Source organism: Streptosporangium saharense (assembly GCF_014203715.1).
Lineage (GTDB): Bacteria > Actinomycetota > Actinomycetes > Streptosporangiales > Streptosporangiaceae > Streptosporangium > Streptosporangium saharense.
This window is the reverse complement of record NZ_JACHJP010000011.1, coordinates 99,301-114,193: the sequence shown is the minus strand read 5'-3', so window position 1 is coordinate 114,193 and position 14,893 is coordinate 99,301. Positions and strand designations below refer to the sequence as shown.

The 14,893-nt window shown below is 71.3% G+C and carries 16 protein-coding genes and 1 pseudogene; 9 read left to right on the top strand and 8 right to left on the bottom strand.

Features of this window, described 5'->3' with window-relative positions; translation table 11 throughout:
- Nucleotides 1-408 precede the first annotated feature (408 nt).
- The 4 genes from FHS44_RS34265 (at nucleotide 409) to FHS44_RS34250 (ending at nucleotide 3,375) form a co-directional block, all read left to right on the top strand.
- Nucleotides 409-585 carry a hypothetical protein gene (locus FHS44_RS34265; RefSeq protein ID WP_184722794.1) on the top strand — a complete coding sequence of 59 codons (177 nt, stop codon included), beginning with the start codon at nucleotides 409-411 and terminating at the stop codon, nucleotides 583-585.
- Between the two features lie 259 nt (nucleotides 586-844).
- A complete protein-coding gene (locus tag FHS44_RS34260) occupies nucleotides 845-1,993 on the top strand; it encodes an NAD(P)/FAD-dependent oxidoreductase (RefSeq protein WP_312863927.1) in 1,149 nt (382 codons plus the stop codon).
- Between the two features lie 86 nt (nucleotides 1,994-2,079).
- Nucleotides 2,080-2,937: a polysaccharide deacetylase family protein gene (locus FHS44_RS34255; protein WP_184722792.1), complete on the top strand. Its 858-nt coding sequence runs from the start codon at nucleotides 2,080-2,082 to the stop codon at nucleotides 2,935-2,937.
- 105 nt (nucleotides 2,938-3,042) lie between these two features.
- Nucleotides 3,043-3,375 (top strand): hypothetical protein, encoded by a 333-nt coding sequence (locus FHS44_RS34250; protein WP_184722774.1) that lies wholly within the window; start codon nucleotides 3,043-3,045, stop codon nucleotides 3,373-3,375.
- 20 nt (nucleotides 3,376-3,395) lie between these two features.
- Here the strand turns inward: FHS44_RS34250 and FHS44_RS34245 are convergent, their stop codons facing one another.
- Both FHS44_RS34245 and FHS44_RS34240 read right to left on the bottom strand, forming a co-directional pair.
- The gene (locus FHS44_RS34245; RefSeq protein WP_312863926.1) at nucleotides 3,396-5,342 is read right to left on the bottom strand and encodes a Xaa-Pro dipeptidyl-peptidase; all 1,947 of its coding nucleotides are present in this window, start codon (nucleotides 5,340-5,342) and stop codon (nucleotides 3,396-3,398) included.
- A 190-nt stretch (nucleotides 5,343-5,532) separates the two neighbouring features.
- The gene (locus FHS44_RS34240; RefSeq protein WP_184722771.1) at nucleotides 5,533-6,651 is read right to left on the bottom strand and encodes an FAD-dependent oxidoreductase; all 1,119 of its coding nucleotides are present in this window, start codon (nucleotides 6,649-6,651) and stop codon (nucleotides 5,533-5,535) included.
- 53 nt (nucleotides 6,652-6,704) lie between these two features.
- Here FHS44_RS34240 and FHS44_RS34235 point away from each other — a divergent pair, with 53 nt between their 5' ends.
- Genes FHS44_RS34235 through FHS44_RS34225 form a run of 3 tightly spaced genes read left to right on the top strand, consistent with a single transcriptional unit; the run spans nucleotide 6,705 to nucleotide 8,235 of the window.
- Nucleotides 6,705-7,397 carry a TetR/AcrR family transcriptional regulator gene (locus FHS44_RS34235; RefSeq protein WP_184722769.1) on the top strand — a complete coding sequence of 231 codons (693 nt, stop codon included), beginning with the start codon at nucleotides 6,705-6,707 and terminating at the stop codon, nucleotides 7,395-7,397.
- Between the two features lie 45 nt (nucleotides 7,398-7,442).
- A complete protein-coding gene (locus FHS44_RS34230; RefSeq protein ID WP_184722766.1) occupies nucleotides 7,443-7,790 on the top strand; it encodes a hypothetical protein in 348 nt (115 codons plus the stop codon).
- Nucleotides 7,780-8,235 carry a MerR family transcriptional regulator gene (locus tag FHS44_RS34225; protein WP_312863925.1) on the top strand — a complete coding sequence of 152 codons (456 nt, stop codon included), beginning with the start codon at nucleotides 7,780-7,782 and terminating at the stop codon, nucleotides 8,233-8,235. Before FHS44_RS34230 ends, FHS44_RS34225 begins: the two co-directional genes overlap by 11 nt.
- Before the next feature lie 36 nt (nucleotides 8,236-8,271).
- Here FHS44_RS34225 and FHS44_RS34220 read toward each other — a convergent pair whose 3' ends face one another.
- Complete coding sequence (locus FHS44_RS34220) at nucleotides 8,272-9,501, bottom strand: serine hydrolase domain-containing protein (RefSeq protein WP_184722763.1); 1,230 nt, start codon at nucleotides 9,499-9,501, stop codon at nucleotides 8,272-8,274.
- Nucleotides 9,502-9,737: 236 nt separating this feature from the next.
- Between FHS44_RS34220 and FHS44_RS34215 the strand changes: the two genes are divergently transcribed.
- Entirely contained in the window at nucleotides 9,738-10,442 is a 705-nt protein-coding gene (locus FHS44_RS34215; RefSeq protein WP_184722760.1) for a GbsR/MarR family transcriptional regulator, read from the top strand.
- Nucleotides 10,443-10,481: 39 nt separating this feature from the next.
- Here FHS44_RS34215 and FHS44_RS42780 read toward each other — a convergent pair.
- The 5 genes and pseudogenes from FHS44_RS42780 to FHS44_RS34195 form a co-directional block, all read right to left on the bottom strand.
- A pseudogene (locus FHS44_RS42780) lies at nucleotides 10,482-10,680 on the bottom strand (hypothetical protein); the annotation flags it as partial.
- A gap of 13 nt (nucleotides 10,681-10,693) precedes the next feature.
- Nucleotides 10,694-11,605, bottom strand: coding sequence for an alpha/beta fold hydrolase (locus tag FHS44_RS34210; protein WP_184722757.1), 912 nt, complete (start codon nucleotides 11,603-11,605; stop codon nucleotides 10,694-10,696).
- On the bottom strand, nucleotides 11,602-12,315 hold the full coding sequence (locus FHS44_RS34205) for a TetR/AcrR family transcriptional regulator (protein ID WP_184722755.1): 714 nt from the start codon (nucleotides 12,313-12,315) through the stop codon (nucleotides 11,602-11,604). Before FHS44_RS34205 ends, FHS44_RS34210 begins: the two co-directional genes overlap by 4 nt.
- 139 nt (nucleotides 12,316-12,454) lie before the next feature.
- Nucleotides 12,455-13,042 carry a MarR family winged helix-turn-helix transcriptional regulator gene (locus tag FHS44_RS34200; protein WP_184722752.1) on the bottom strand — a complete coding sequence of 196 codons (588 nt, stop codon included), beginning with the start codon at nucleotides 13,040-13,042 and terminating at the stop codon, nucleotides 12,455-12,457.
- Nucleotides 13,043-13,167: 125 nt separating this feature from the next.
- On the bottom strand, nucleotides 13,168-13,668 hold the full coding sequence (locus tag FHS44_RS34195) for an Lrp/AsnC family transcriptional regulator (protein WP_184722750.1): 501 nt from the start codon (nucleotides 13,666-13,668) through the stop codon (nucleotides 13,168-13,170).
- Nucleotides 13,669-13,780: 112 nt separating this feature from the next.
- On the opposite strand from FHS44_RS34195, the gene FHS44_RS34190 reads away from it, so the two are divergent.
- Complete coding sequence (locus FHS44_RS34190) at nucleotides 13,781-14,764, top strand: threonine ammonia-lyase (RefSeq protein WP_312863924.1); 984 nt, start codon at nucleotides 13,781-13,783, stop codon at nucleotides 14,762-14,764.
- Nucleotides 14,765-14,893: the final 129 nt, after the last annotated feature.

The window sequence follows — 14,893 nt, the reverse complement described above, 5'->3', positions numbered from 1 at the left end:
TCAATGCCTTTGCCTCTCTGGGGTGACCCCTTCAAGGTCTTTCTCATTAGCGTGGACTTTAGGTCCACGCCGTGTCGGCGTCTTTTCGAGATGCCTATCCGGCGCTCCCAGCGACCTGGGAACCGCCAGGGCGCATCCATCACGACATGGAGTGATCACTCATGGTCAAGCAGATTCTCGCTGCCGGTGCGATGGTGGCTTCCGCTCTCGCCGCCCCCGTGACGATGCCGGCTCAATTCGCCAACGCGTCGACGACGCCCCAGGCTCTGACGTCCGGCGCCGCCGCGACCCTCACCCAGAGCAACCTCGTCCTGCGGCCCTGCTACAACGGCCGGTGCTACCACCGTCGTCACGGCGGCGGTGGAGGTGGCGGTGGTGGCGGAGGCGGCGGTGGCGGAGGAGGTGGCGGTGGCGGTAACCACAGCGGCGGAGGCGGCGGCGGTGGCGGTGGCAGCCACAGCGGCGGCGGAGGCGGCGGCGGTGGCGGAGGCGGCGGTGGAGGTGGCGGCGGTGGCGGCGGAGGCGGTGGTGGGGGCGGCGGCTGAGTCCGTCGGGACCCATCACCCACCGCGGATGTCCTCCTGACCGGCCGGGGCCGCACGGCCGCCGACCGGCGGGAGGAGGGCACGGCCTCCACGCCGTACGTCATCCGTTCCTGAGACCGTCTCCGGTGACGGGGGATTCCCCCGCCTACCGGAGGCGGTCTCCGCTGTCTTTCCGGTACGGCGAGGCGTGAAATGGAGGGGCGAAAAACAAAAGTTCCGACGGGACAATTGAATCCACGGCCGATGACGGATTTCCCGGCGGGGGTTTCGCCGGGCCGTACGGTGGGAGGCTCATCGGCGTGGACGACGTGTGGGATCTTGTGGTCGTCGGTGGCGGTCCCGCGGGATCGGCCGCCGCCCTGCGGGCCAGGCAGCTCCGCCCCGACGCCAGGGTGCTGCTGCTCGACAGGGCCGACTTCCCCCGCGACAAGGCCTGCGGCGACGGCATCGCCGCCCACGGGCGTGACGAACTCGCCCTGCTCGGCCTGCCCGACCTGATCGCCGACTACCGGCCGACCCGGCACCTGTCGATCGTCTCGCCGGGGGGAGCGGAGGTCCACGCCACCGTCGCCAGGCCCAACCACGTCGTCCCCCGCGCCGTCTTCGACGCCCGCCTGGTGGAGGCGGCCAGGGCCAGGGGCGTCGAGGTCAGGCGCCACCGCGTCCGCGCGCTCGCCGTACGGCACGGGCACGTCGTCCTCGACGAGGCCATCGCGGCCCGCGCGGTCGTCGGCGCGGACGGGGCGAACTCCGTCGTGCGGCGCCTCATCGGCATGGCCGACGTCCCCGACAGGCACACCGCGATCGCCGTGCGCGGCTACGCGGACGTGCCGCTGGACGACGACGTCCAGCGCATCGCCATGCAGGGACGGGGATGGCCCGCCTACGCGTGGTCGTTCCCGGTCGGGGACGGCAGCGCCAACGTCGGCTTCGGGATGCTGCTGCCCCGCCTCCGGGCGACCGGCCTGCCGGGGCGCGAGGTCCTGCACGGCAGGCTCGCCGAACTGCTGCCCCACCTGCCCGCCCGTGACCTGCGGGCCCACCACCTGCCCCTGTCCCCTGGCAGGCCGGGGGCGGGCGCGGGCAGGGTACTGCTCGCCGGGGACGCGGCCGGGCTGATCAACCCGCTGACCGGCGAGGGCATCTACTACGCCCTGCTGTCCGGCAGGCTCGCGGGGGAGGCCGCCGTCCAGGCCCCCGGCGACCCGCTGACCGCCTACCGAGGGCGGCTGGGCAGGGCGCTGGGACGGCATCTGCGGACCACCGACGCGCTCGCCCTGGCCGCCCGCTCGCCCCGGTTCATCGACGCCGCGATCGGCGTGGCCGCCCGGCGCAAAGAGGTCTTCGACCTGCTGGTCGAGGTGGGCCTCGGCGCGGGGACCGTGCCGCCGTCGCTCCTTCTCGCCGTGGCCCGCGGCTGGCTCGGCCGGGCCGTACGGGGAGTCTAAATTTCCGGGTCTGTCGCCTTGATCATTCTTATGGTAAAGAAGGTTTCCAGTAAGGCGCCTCGACTCCCCCCATCGAAAGGCCCCCAATGCGACTGCGTTCGCGTGTCCTGAGCTTGATCGTGGCGTTGACGGCGGTGGTGGCCACGGGTACCCCCGCCCTCGCGGACGGCCCGACCGGCGACATCGTCTACGCCACCCGTACCGGCGGTAAGGTCGTCGCCCTCACCTTCGACGACGGCCCCTCGCCCGACTGGACCCCCAAGGTCCTCGACCTGCTGCGCAGCAGGCAGATCCGCGCCACCTTCTGCCTGCTCGGCAACCAGGTCAAGGCGCACCCCGAGCTGGTGCGCCGCATCGTCGCCGACGGCCACGCCGTCTGCAACCACACCTTCAACCACGACTCGCTGGCCGGTCTGACCCCCGAGGCGATCCGCGCCGACCTGACCGCGACCAGCGACGCGATCCGCGCGGCGGCGGGCGACCCCAACCTGCCCATCAGGTACTTCAGGGCGCCCTACGCCGCCTGGGGCGCCTCCCCGCAGGTCGCGGCCTCCCTCGGCATGTCGGCCCTGGCCTGGACGATGGACCCCTCCGACTGGGACGGCTCACCCGCGGACGTGCTCGTCCAGCGGCTGAGCGCGCAGATCTACCCGACGGCCGTCTCGCTCTCCCACGACGGCGGCGGTGACCGCTCGGCGACCCTGGCCGCCTACCAGGAGCTGATCCCCAGGTGGCAGCAGGCGGGCTGGGGCTTCGAGTTGCCCGCGACGACCGGCGGGCCGTACCCGCCCGCGTGCACCTCGCCCACCTGGCGCGGCCGTGACAGCTACGTCCAGGGCGAGCGGGTCTCCCGCAACGGGCGCGTCTACCAGGCCCGCTGGTGGACCCAGCTTGAGGACCCGGGCAACGCCTGGTGGGTGTGGGCCGACCTCGGCCCCTGCTGACCTTCGCGCGGCCCCCTTCCGGCCGGGCCGTACGGCATCGGCCCAGGTCAAAGGCGCTTCGTTACACTGGGAACGGCCGTAGCGCCCGAGCCGGAAGGGGGCCGCATGGACCACCACGCGGACAGCCAGAAGAACAGCGGGACGGACGAGCGCGTCGGAAGGATCCGCGACGTCCTGAGCCAGGCGGCCGCCACCCACCACGAGGTCTACCGCTTCGTCGACGGCGCCGACGACGACTGGGCCTCGTGGTACGCCGAGTGGCTGATCAACCTCTCCGCGCTGCCGGAGCTGCTGGGCACGACGCCGGTGCGCAGCGAACTCGTCTACGAGCTGGTGAAACTGCACAGGGAGTACACCGCGGCTCCGAGGCAGGAGGACTGGGAGACCTTCTCCGCCAAGCACCTGCTCGCCGACCTGCGTCCCGGCGCCCGGGTCTGAACCCGGACGCCGGGAAGGTCTCAGGAGAAGTTCGGCTCGGGAACCGGCAGGGTGATCCTGCCGGGACCGCGCCAGACACTCAGGTCCCTGGGCACGTCGGCGCTGTGCAGCGCGCCGACCACCAGCGGGAGCACCACCTTGCTCGCGGCCAGGTCGACGGTGACGGCCGCGCCGGTCGCGAGCTCCCCGCTGTAGGTGCCGTCCGTGCCCGCGATCACGAGGCCGAGCCGGTGGCCCCTCCTGAAGACGTACTCCTGCGGCAGCGTCTCCCAGCGGACCCTGCCGTACGTGCCGGGCGGCAGCGGCCTCGGGGCGCTGAGCGAGTCACGGTTCTGCACGTCGATCCAGCCCCTGGCGACGATCTCCAGCGGGCGGGTGGCCAGGTTGGCGGCCACCTTCCGGTAGCAGGCGTCGTCGGCCGCGGTGCTCTCGCCGTGGCAGCTCTCCTCGGGGAGGGTGGAGATGCCCTGGCCGCGGCGCCAGTCGATCCGGGTGTCCTCCCCGAAGTCGACAAGGAGCGCGGTCAGGTTCGAGGTCGGCCTGTCGAGCGAGACCCGCAGATCGACGACGGGCGTCCCGGAGAGGCGCAGGTCGAGGGGGAGGCGGCCGGTGGTGAAGGCCACCCTGCCGGGCGCGTCGGTGCCGACGTCGGCGACCATCGCCTCCTCGGGCTGGCGCTGGTCGGTGAAGGAGGCCGTCTGGCCCCTGCGCGCGGGGACGAGACCGAGCGAGCCGTCGGCCGCCGGGTGGAAGGGAACCTTCAGCGCCAGCGGCTCGGGCCAGTCACGCTGGGTGATCCAGCGATCGGGGCCGGTCTGCACGTCCGCGCGGGGCCGGCGCATGACGCCGTTGTCCACGCCCAGCAGCCAGTGGTCGAACCACTGGTGCAAAGTGTCGACCCAGACGTCCCTGCGCCCGGCGAAGTCGAAGGGATCGACGTGCTGGTACTGCCCGACCCAGATCTTGCGGGGCACGTTCCGCGCCGCCAGGGCCTTCCACCAGGTGGAGAAGTTGTCCGGCCTGACGTTGAGGTCGTTGACCGTGTGCACGGCGAAGACACTGGCGCGCACCTTCGAGACGTCGGCGAGCGTGCCCGCCAGATAGTCGCGCTCGGCCCAGAAGGGGTTGTAGTCGCCGGTCTCGTCACCGTCCCTGGCGTCCATGTCCGCCCGCGCCGCCGCGCACTTGGCCAGGGGGTCGGTGTCGACGTAGGAGGCCAGCCAGGACATGTAGTCGTAGTTGTAGACCACCCCGTTGGAACGCTGGTACCTGTACCACGAGCTGATCGCCGAGATCGGGACGATCGTCTCCAACCCCCGTACTCCGGTCGCGGCGACAGCGTTGGCCAGCGTCCCGTCGTAGGACTTGCCGATCATCGCGGTCTTGCCGGTCGTCCAGGTCGCGGCGACGGGGGTGCCGTCCTCGCGGCGGGCGACGGCGCGGCCGTTCAGCCAGTCGATCACGGCCTTGCCGCCCAGCACGTCGGCCCGGCCACCGCCGTCGGGACAGCCGTCCGACCCGGTGGTTCCGTTCATGTCGACGTTGAGTACGGCGTAGCCGCGGGGGACGAAGTAGTTGTCATAGAAGAGGGGAAATTTCGTGACATTTCCGGAGGCGTCGTAGATCTTCCGTTCGCCCTCGTTGCCGCGGCCCGCGTTGTCGTAGTACGGGCTCTCGTCGATGATCACCGGAACCCTGAGCCTCGGGCCCGACTCCCTGGGCCTGATGATGTCGACCCGGATCCGGTCGGGACGGCCGTCGGCGTCGCTGTCGGCGCCCGACTCGACGTAGACGTGCTCGCGGACGGCGTCGGCGTAGGAGAAGACCGGCTGGCTGCGTCCCCGCTCGACGGTGATGGCGGGGGCGGCGTCGGCGGGGGTGGGGGTCGCGTGGGCCGGGGTGACGCCCGCCGCGACCACCGCCAGGGCGATGAGGACTGCTCGTAACTGTGGCACTGCCTGTGGCACGCGGAGCCTCCTGGGGGTCTGGAGAGACACCCGAAATATCGGCGGCGCCGGGGCTCTTAACAAGATTCCTTTACGTCTTTGACACCACCCTGGTTCTGGTGCGTGACATGCCGCGTCCGCGCGCCGTACGGCATGCGTGAACTTCACGGCCCGGGACCGGTCCTGGGCTACGGTCTCTCCCCGCGGGGGTTCAGGAGGGCTGGACTCCGTCGAAGAAGGCGACGGCCTGGGCGGGGTCCGGGCTCACGAGGCGTTCCAGCCCGGCCGTCGTGAACTCCGTCCACCTGCTCGCCCGGGCCCACATCCGCTCCTCGAAGGCGCGGACGGCCTCGTCCAGGTCCTCGGGCTCGGCGGCGACGATCTCGGCGAGTTCGGCGCCTTCCAGCATCGCGAGGTTCGCGCCCACCCCCAGCGGGGGCATCAGGTGGGCGGCGTCGCCAAGCAGCGTCACCCCGGGGACGTGGGCCCAGGTGTGGGACGCGGGCAGGACGTGGAGGGGGCGGTGGACGAAGGCGGTGCCGTGGCGCAGCAGGTCGAGGACGGGGGCGCTCCAGCCGTCGAACAGGGCCAGCAGGCTTGATCGCACGGCCTCGGCGTCGGTCAGGTCCAGGTCCGCGTGCCAGTCCAGCGGCGCGCGGAACTGGGCGTACACCTTGACGTGGCCGCCGCTGTTGCGCTGGGCGACGAAGTTGCGGTTCACGCCGTACACGGCGACGGAACCGTCGCCGACCAGTCGGGCGAGGCCGGGGTGGCGGGTGTCGACGTCGTCCAGGGAGGTCTCGACCGCGGTGATGCCCGTGTAGTGCGGCGTCGCGGACGAGAGCGCCGGGCGGACCCGGGACCAGGCGCCGTCCGCGCCGACCACGAGGTCGAACGTCTCCTCTCGCCCGTCCGCGAACCGGACCAGCGTGCCGTCCCCGGTCTCCGGCACCACCTCCGTCACGCCCCGTCCCCACCGGACGTCGAGGGGGCCGAGCAGCAGGTCGCGGAGCTGTCCCCGGTCGATCTCTGGATTGGCGTGGTCGTCCGGCCCCGGCCGCCAGTCGCGCAGGACGGTCCCGTCCGTGTCCAGGATGCGCATGGCCTGTCCCTCGGGGCGGGACAGCGACGTGAACTCCGCCAGCAGCCCCGCCTTGTCCAGTGCGAGCTGGCCGAGCCCTTCGTGCAGGTCCAGCGTGCCGCCGGGGGGACGGGCGTCGGGGGCGGGGTCGCGTTCGAGGACGGTGACGGGGTGACCGTGGCGGTGCAGGACGCGGGCGAAGGTCAGACCGGCGGGACCCGCTCCGACTACGGCGATACGATGTCTCATGTCGATACACTGTATTCTATCTATACGGCGTATCGCGACAGTACGATGTGGCCATGACTGTGTGGGACCGGCCGGAGCCGCCGACGCGCCCCGCCCCGCTCGACCGGGAGCGGATCGTCGCTGCCGCCGTCGCGCTGGCCGACGAGGGCGGCCTTGAGGCGGTGTCGCTGCGCAAGGTCGCCGCCCGGCTGGACGTCGGCCCGATGCGGCTGTACGGATACATCTCCACCAAGGAGGAGCTGTTCGACCTCATGGTGGACGAGGTCCACGCCGAGATCCTCCCCGAGGAGCGGCCCGGCGACTGGCGGGAGGCGCTGCGCGGCCACGCCCACCGCACCAGACGGGCCGCCCTCCGCCACGAGTGGCTGGCCGACCTGCTCGGCGGCCGTCCGGCCCTGGGCCCGAACGCCCTCGCCGTGTCCGAGGCCACGCTGTCCGCCTTCGACGGCCGCACCGACATCGACGTCGTCATGCGTGCCGTGGAGACCGTCAGCGCCTACTTCACCGGCGCGATCAGGCGCGAGGTCGCGGACCTGCGGGCCGAGCGCGCCACGGGCCTGTCCAAGGACGAATGGCAGCGCGCCTCGGGGCCGTATCTCACGAGGATGCTGGACACGGGCCGCTTCCCGGCGCTGGCCAGGCTCGTGCACGACGGCACGGACGTGGACGCCGAGACGTCCTTCTCGACCGGCCTGGACTGGATCCTCGACGCCGTGGCCGCCAAACTCGGCGAGCCACCGGTGTGACAGGAGGTTGCATCCGGTACCCGGGTACAGGCTTACCGTCGGGACATGACAAAAGACATCACCTTTGACCCGGTGTGGGTCCCTTCGGTGTGCACCCTGCCCACCGCCGAGCGGCCGGTTCGGGTGGCCGAGTTCGACACGCTGTTCGCCGAGGCGGTGCGGGCCGTACGACGTGTGGGGCGCGACCGGCTGCGGCTGGAGCTCCTCCACAGCCCGGAGCACGCGGCACGGGCAGCGGAGCTGGCGGCGCGGGAGAACGGCTGCTGTTCCTTCTTCACCTTCGTCCTCACCGTCGCCGACGGTGGCCTGACGCTGGAGGTCGCGGTCCCGCCGAAGCGGAGCGAGGTGCTGGACGCGCTGCAGGCCCGCGCGGAGGCCGCCCGTGCCGCCTGAGACCTACCTGCGCAGCGGGCAGGTGGCGGAGCGGGCCGGGGTCAATCCGCAGACGCTGCGCTACTACGAGCGGCGTGGGTTGATCGCCGAGCCGGTGCGCAGCCCCGGTGGCCACCGCGCCTACCCGCCGGAGACCGTCACCCTGCTGACCGTGATCAAGGCCGCCCAGCGGCTGGGCTTCACCCTGGACGAGGTCGCCGAACTGCTCGACACCGGGCGGCGCGGCCACCCGACCCCCGACCTGCGGGCCCGTGCCCAGGCCAAGATCACGGAGGTGGAGGCGAGGATCGCCGACCTGACCACCATCCGCGCCGCGCTGACCGAGGTGGTCTCCGCGGGCTGCGACAGCCTGACGAACTGCACCTGCCCCGACTGCCCCCTGCCCTTCGCCGACCTGGCCGAAGGCGTGCGGGCTCTCGGGGAATGCTCAACCAGCTCGCCGTGATCCCGCCGCTGCCCTGCCGTACCCGGAGTGACCGGGTCAGTCGTCGATCGCCTGGTAGAGCGTGGTCCAGAAGTCGTGGATCAGCCGCGCGGAGTCCGGCCTCGACATCCCGACCTGGGTGAGCAGGATGCCGACGACCTGGTTGTCCGGGTCGGCGTAGGTGGTGGTGCCGGTTCCGCCGTCCCAGCCGAACTGGCCGACGGGCGCGTAGTCGCCCCGGTAGGTGCGAACCGCCATCCCCAGGCCCCAGCCGCCGTGCTGCCCCTGGCCGTACGACACGTGGACGTTGGCGCTGGCCATGGCGTTGCGGGCGTCCTGCTGGGTGGGGGTGAGGCGGTTGGTGGTCATCAGCTCGACGGCGGGCCGGGACAGGATCCGCTCGGTCCTGTGCGTCCCATGGTTCAGCAGCATCTGGAAGTAGGCGTGGTAGTCGTCGACGGTCGAGACCAGCCCACCGCCGCCGCCCTGGAACGCCGGAGGCTTGCTGTATCTCCCGCCCTCGGCCTCGTCCCACACGAGGAACTCCCCGGTCACCGGGTCGGGGGCGTACAGGGGAGGCAGTCGGTCGATCCTGTCGGCGGGCACGTGGAAACCGGTGTCCCGCATCCCCAGCGGCTCGAAGAGGCGCTCACGCAGGAACTCCTCGAACGACCGGCCCGTGACCCTGGCGACGAGCACGCCGAGCAGGTCGCTGCCGATGTGGTACTGCCAGCGCTCTCCCGGCTGGTGCATCAGCGGAAGCGTGCCGAGGCGGCGCATCCACTCGTCGGGCTCGGGCATCGGCTCCGGCAGGTCGGGCGTGAGCCCCCGCTCGAAGACCGCGTTCATGATCGGGGTGCCCAGCAACGCCCTGTCCATGCCGAGCCCGAACGTGGAGGTCAGCACGTCCCGCACGGTGATGGGCCGCCGCGCGGGCACGGTGTCGTCCAGCGGGCTGTCGGGCCGTACCAGCACCCGCCGGTCGGCGAGCTCGGGCAGCCACGGCTCGACCAGGTCGTCCAGCCGCAGCTCGCACTCGTCGAGCAGGACCATCGCCGCCGCGATCGAGACCGGCTTGGACGTCGAGGCCATCCGGAAGATCGTGTCCCGGCGCATCGGCACGCCCCCGTCATGGCGTGTCGTCCCGATCGCCTCGACGTGTGTCTCGCCGTACCGGCTGACCAGGGCGACGAGCCCGGGGATCCTCCCGGAGTCGACGTGCCGGGTCAGCACGTCCCGCAGCCCGCGCAGCCCCGCCTCGGTGAACCCGCTGCCACTCCGTCCCATGACGAACCTCCTCGTGTACGGCGTCGCACTTTGTTCGGTGATTCCTGAACGACCGCGACGCTACATTGCGTTTAGAATTTCGTCAACCAAAAACTCCCTGTCGATCGGGGAAAACGGGCCTTCTTTGCAATGGTTGTGAGGCTGAACGCAATGGACTGTTGAGATCTCGTTGCAATGAGATCCGAGTGAATGCATACTGTGCAGCGGCGGGACCGGCAGAGGGGAGAGGAGCGCTGATGCCCGGAGGCAGACTCACCGGCGAGGACCGTCGGCACATCGCGGCCGGGCTGGCCGAGGGGCTCGGATACGCGGAGATCGGCCGGCGCCTCGGGCGGCCCGCCTCGACCGTCATGCGGGAGGTCACCCGCAACGGCGGACCCGACGGCTACGGCGCGGACCGGGCGCACGAGGCCACCCGGCACCGCGCGCGCAGACGCAAGCAGGCCCAGCCCCCGGCGCCGCCGGTCACCGAAGGCGGCCACGGACGTGATCCCCAGGACGTGCTGGACTTCACGGAATCCTTCATCGCCCTCCTCATCCAGCAGGGACTGCCCCGGATGGAGGCAAGGGTGCTGGCCTGCCTGTACATCACCGACTCGGGCGCCCTCACCGCCGCCGACCTGGTCCAGCGGCTCCGCGTCAGCCCGGCCTCCGTCTCGCACGCCGTCGCCTTCCTCGAACAGCAGGGGATGCTCAAACGGGAACGGACACCCGGAGAGCGGCGCGAACGCTACGTCGTCGACGACGAACCCTGGATCCGGTCCATCCTGGCGTTCCTGCGGATGAACGACGCCCTGGTCGCCGCGTCGCAGCGCGGCGCCGAGATCCTCGGGGCCGAGACCCCCGCCGGTGCCCGCTTCGAGTCCTCCGCCGAATTCCTGCTCCTCGTGAGCGACGCCTTCCGGCAGGTCATGGAGCGGTGGCGGCAGGGCACCGGCTGAGCCTCACCGGCCCATCGCACGGACCCGAGCGGTGGGCCTTTTCGGCCGGGATGAGCGGTCATGCATGGGCGCCGGGCAGGTAGTGGTCGGCCACGACACCTGGAGCCAAGCGGCGACCTCACTGACGGGCCAACCGTCCTCAACGAGGAGGCGAGCCCGGCTTCAGGCGGCGGCGTGGGGCCAGAGCTGCGTTCGGGTGGGCTTGGCGTCCCGCTGATAGGTTGACCGGCCCGTCAATGATGGCGGGCTCCTCAGTGCGGTCGGTGGTTCCGCGCGCTCGGGCGCGTCGCGAGGTTGGTGATGAAGGTGGCGATCTCGTCGGGGTTCTCTTCGGCCATGAAGTGCCCGGACGCGGTCGGCTGGTAGGTCAGGTCCGGCGCCCAGGCCCGCCACAGCGATGCGGCGTCGAATCCAAGCCGGGAGCCCCAGTCCTGTGAGATGACGCCAACCGGCATCGCGAGCCGCGCGCCATGCTCACGGTCGGCTCGATCCATCTCGAGATCGACGCTCGCGGTGGCCCGGTAGTCGGCCACGATGGAGTCGATCGCGGCGACCGAGCTGTCGATGTAGTGGGCGCGCTCCTCATGGGTGAAAGTCGTGCCGCCGGGGTCCCACGCGTCCAGGAAGGAGCCGAAGAACTCCGGAGCGACCGCGCGGATCATCTTCTCGGGAAGCCCGATGGGCTGGGCCATCAGGTACAGGTGCCAGGCGACCTTGGCGTCGACTCCCCGCAGAACGGCCCACGTGTCGAGGGTGGGCAGGACGTCGAGGATCCCCAGGTAGTCCACGACGGCGGGGTGGTCCAGGCCCGCTCGGACGGCGACCAGCGCGCCACGGTCGTGCCCGACGAGCCCGAAGTGGTCCACGCCAAGGGCGGAGGCGACCGTCACGATGTCCTGAGCCATCGTGCGCTTGGAGTACGTGGCGGGGTCATTCCCGTCCGGCTTGCCGCTGTCGCCGTATCCACGCAGGTCAGGGACGACAACCGTGTGGTCGTCGGCGAGCCTCGCCGCGACACGGCGCCACATGTAGTGCGTCTGGGGGAACCCGTGCAGGAGGACCACGGCCGGCCCGCTCCCGCCGACGGCGACGTTGAGGTCGACGCCGTCGGTGCCGGGGATGGCCCGGTAGTCGAAGCCGTCGATCGTCAGTCGGGTGGTCATGCGTTCTCCTTCGCGTCAGGCGCGGCTGTCTCACGGGCGGCTGTCTTACGGGCGGTGCGGGCCGGGTGGCCGGAGAAGATCCCGGCGGGCAGGGGGGCCCGCCCGGCCGATGCCCTCAGGGCGGGGATGACGACGGTGTCGACGAGCGCGGACAGGTACTCCTCGTCGACGGCGAGGCCGTTGACCCGTCGCAGCAGGAGGGCGGCACCGACCACCTCCTCGAAGGCGAAGGGGTCCGCGCCGTCGGGCAGCTCGCCGCGGGCGATCGCGGCGTCGATGACCTGTCGCGGCAACCGGGCTCCTGTCGGGCCGACGGCGTTCTCGATGTCCTCGCACAGGTCCGGGTCCTCCAGCCCCGCCTGCAGGAGCAGCATCGCGGTCTGACTGTCCGCGGCGCGCATGGTCTGGTCCAGGCGCCGACACAGGCTCAACACGTCCCCGCGCAGGCTGCCGGTGTCGATCGGCTCACCGGCCCCGCGCCGTGCGGGCCCGGCCTTGACCGCGGCGATCACCATCTCCCGCTTGGACCCCCACCGGCGATACAGGCTCGCCTTGGACGTCTGGCACCGTCGGGCGACCTCCTCGAAGGACACCCCCTCGTAACCGGACTCCGCCAGCACCTCCAGTACGACGGCGGTGATCCGCTGATCCAGAGCCCCATCACGGGGACGGCCGCGCGCCGTGCCCTCACGACTATTTCGATACGTCACGGGCCGTATCGTAATATATCCGGGCCGAACTCCATCAATTCAGTACGGCGTCTACCGCATCCTCGCCGACAGTGAGGGCGCGCGACCTGACACTCCCCCCGCGAGCTCACGATCGCCGCACGGACCCGAGCGGTGGGCCTCACCGGTGCGGGTGGGGAGCGGGGCCGGTCTGACGGCTCCTGGCCGCCCGGCCCCGGGCCGCGGACCTGCCGACGCTGCGCAGCAGGACCCGCATGGTCCGGTCGAGAACCCTGCGTTCCTCGGCGGTGAGCCCGGACAGCAGCAGGGTGAGGCTGGCCACGTGTTCGGTGAGCGCGGCGTCCGCGGTCTCGCGGCCCTTCCGAGTCAGGGTGACCCGCACGCTCCTGCGGTCGTCGGGGGCGAGGGTGCGCTCGACCAGCCCCGCCCGTTCGAGCCGGTCGAGCCGGTTGGTCATGCCCGCCCGCGACATCATCAGTGCCGCCGACAGCTCCGAGGGCGTCAGGGTGTACGGCGGGCCGGAACGTCGCAGCGAGGCGAGCACGTCGAACTCGCCGTGCCGCATGCCGTACCGGGCGGAGGCCTCCTCGACCGCGGGGGCGATGAGGCGGGAGAGCCGGGTGAGCCTGCCGAAGATGCCCATCGCGGACAGGTCCAGGTCGGGGCGCTCATGCCGCCACTGGGCGAGGATGACGTCCACGGCGTCACCACGGCCGCCGTCACCCCTGCGTGCGCTGCCTTGGCTCATGGGGAAATCATATTCGGCCTGTTACATTTCCATGTCAGATTGTTTGACCTGAGGTGAACCGGCTGCCCCGATTGGTCCACCCCAAACGGCCGGGCGACAGGAACGAGCACCGTGGGCGTCAGCCCCTACGGCCGGGAAGGCTGTGAAGCGGGTACCGGGAGGGCCAGGCCGGTCTTGACGGCCTCGAAGGTGACCAGGGTCTCGTAACGCCTGACGTTGTCGTCGGCCTTGAACAGGCGGTCGCCGAGGCGGCCGCAGTCGTGCATGCTTCGTGCGGCCAGGATGACCACGTAGTCCCACGGCCCGGCGACCCGGTAGCACTGCTGGACCTGTGGGTCCGAGCACATCCGTTCTGAGAAGACCCGGTGGTGCTCGAACGACTCCTGGTCCAGGGTCACCAGGACGGTGGCCAGAACGGTGGGGCCGAGGCGGTGCGGGGCGAGGACGGCGACCTGCCTGGCGATGAGGCCGTCCTTGCGGTAGCGGGCGATCCGTCGCTGGACGGCGCTCGCCGACAGCCCGACCTGTTCCCCGAGGTCGTGCAGGGTGCGTCCGGCGTCGTGCTGGAGCAGGTCCAGCAGCAGGGCGTCGATCTCGTCCAGACGTGGTGGCGGCGATTCAGGCACGCAAAATTATTGCGTCCCGGCGCGACATTTTTCAATCGCTTCGATTGGGCGTTCGAATATCGTCGGTCGAGTCGGCAGGCCCCGAGGGAAGGCGACGCGCATGGACTTGGACGTGACACGCATCGAGAAAGCGATGCGGGTGATCGATCCGGTGTTCCTCAACACCCCGCAGTACCTCGACGAACAGTTGTGCGAGGCGCTGGGTGGCCGTGCGGTGACGGTGAAGGTGGAGACGGCCAATCCGGTGCGCAGTTTCAAGGGCCGGGGCGCCGATCTGATGCTGAGCACGCTCGCCCCCGGCACACCGGTGGTGTGCGCGAGTTCGGGCAACTTCGGGCAGGCCGTCGCCTACGCGGGCCGGTCCCGTGGGATGCCGGTCGAGGTGTTCGTCCCCGAGACGGTCAATCCCGGCAAGCGCCAGCGGATGGAGACCTTCGGCGCCCGCGTCATCGCGTCGGGGGCGGACGGCTCGGCGGCGCGGAAGGCCGCGGCCGCCCACGCCGAACGCCATCCCGACCGCTTCTATCTGCGGGACGGCCATCAGGCGGCGATCGCCGAGGGAGCCGGGACGATCGGCGTCGAGCTGACCCGCGGCGCGCCGGGTGGCGCGGACGGCCCCGGCTTTGACGCCGTCGTGCTTCCGGTCGGCGACGGCGCGCTGATCAACGGTGTGGCGTGCTGGATGAAGGAGCACGCGCCCGGCACCCGGATCGTGGGGGTCAACGCGGAGGGCGCCCCCTCGATGCTGGAGAGCCTGCGAGCCGGCCGCGCGGTCCGCCTCGACCGCGCTCGCACCTTCGCCGACGGCATCGCGGTGCGCGACCCGCTGGAGATCTCGGTACGGCGGGCCCGTGCCCTGGTGGACGAGATCGTCCTGGTGACCGACGAGGCCATCGCCGCGGCCATGGAACTGGCGGTACGCACGCTGGGGATCGTCCTGGAACCGGCGGGGGCGGTGGGTCTGGCGGCGATCGCCGAGGGCGCGGTCGTCGGCGACCGGCTGGCGACGGTGCTGACCGGTGCCAACCCGCGTCCTGAACAGGTATGGGAACTGGCGGCCCGGCTCACGGGCCCCGCAGGACGCGCGACCTCTTGAACGACGGGGATCTTCTCGGTGGGGACGTCCGTACGGCTCACCGAGCGTTCAGGAGCGCGGCACGCGCCAGGGGTGGAGCGGCCGCCCACCACGTGAGGCGAAACCCTGATCGGAACGCCTCACGGACGA

Excerpts from the sequence above, each read along its gene's own strand:
- FHS44_RS34240 (WP_184722771.1), bottom strand. The coding sequence starts at position 6,651 with ATGAGACATCGTATCGCCGTAGTCGGAGCGGGTCCCGCCGGTCTGACC.
- FHS44_RS34250 (WP_184722774.1), top strand. The coding sequence starts at position 3,043 with ATGGACCACCACGCGGACAGCCAGAAGAACAGCGGGACGGACGAGCGC.
- FHS44_RS34235 (WP_184722769.1), top strand. The coding sequence starts at position 6,705 with ATGACTGTGTGGGACCGGCCGGAGCCGCCGACGCGCCCCGCCCCGCTC.
- FHS44_RS34230 (WP_184722766.1), top strand. The coding sequence starts at position 7,443 with ATGACAAAAGACATCACCTTTGACCCGGTGTGGGTCCCTTCGGTGTGC.
- FHS44_RS34220 (WP_184722763.1), bottom strand. The coding sequence starts at position 9,501 with ATGGGACGGAGTGGCAGCGGGTTCACCGAGGCGGGGCTGCGCGGGCTG.
- FHS44_RS34255 (WP_184722792.1), top strand. The coding sequence starts at position 2,080 with ATGCGACTGCGTTCGCGTGTCCTGAGCTTGATCGTGGCGTTGACGGCG.
- FHS44_RS34215 (WP_184722760.1), top strand. The coding sequence starts at position 9,738 with ATGCCCGGAGGCAGACTCACCGGCGAGGACCGTCGGCACATCGCGGCC.
- FHS44_RS34200 (WP_184722752.1), bottom strand. The coding sequence starts at position 13,042 with ATGAGCCAAGGCAGCGCACGCAGGGGTGACGGCGGCCGTGGTGACGCC.
- FHS44_RS34210 (WP_184722757.1), bottom strand. The coding sequence starts at position 11,605 with ATGACCACCCGACTGACGATCGACGGCTTCGACTACCGGGCCATCCCC.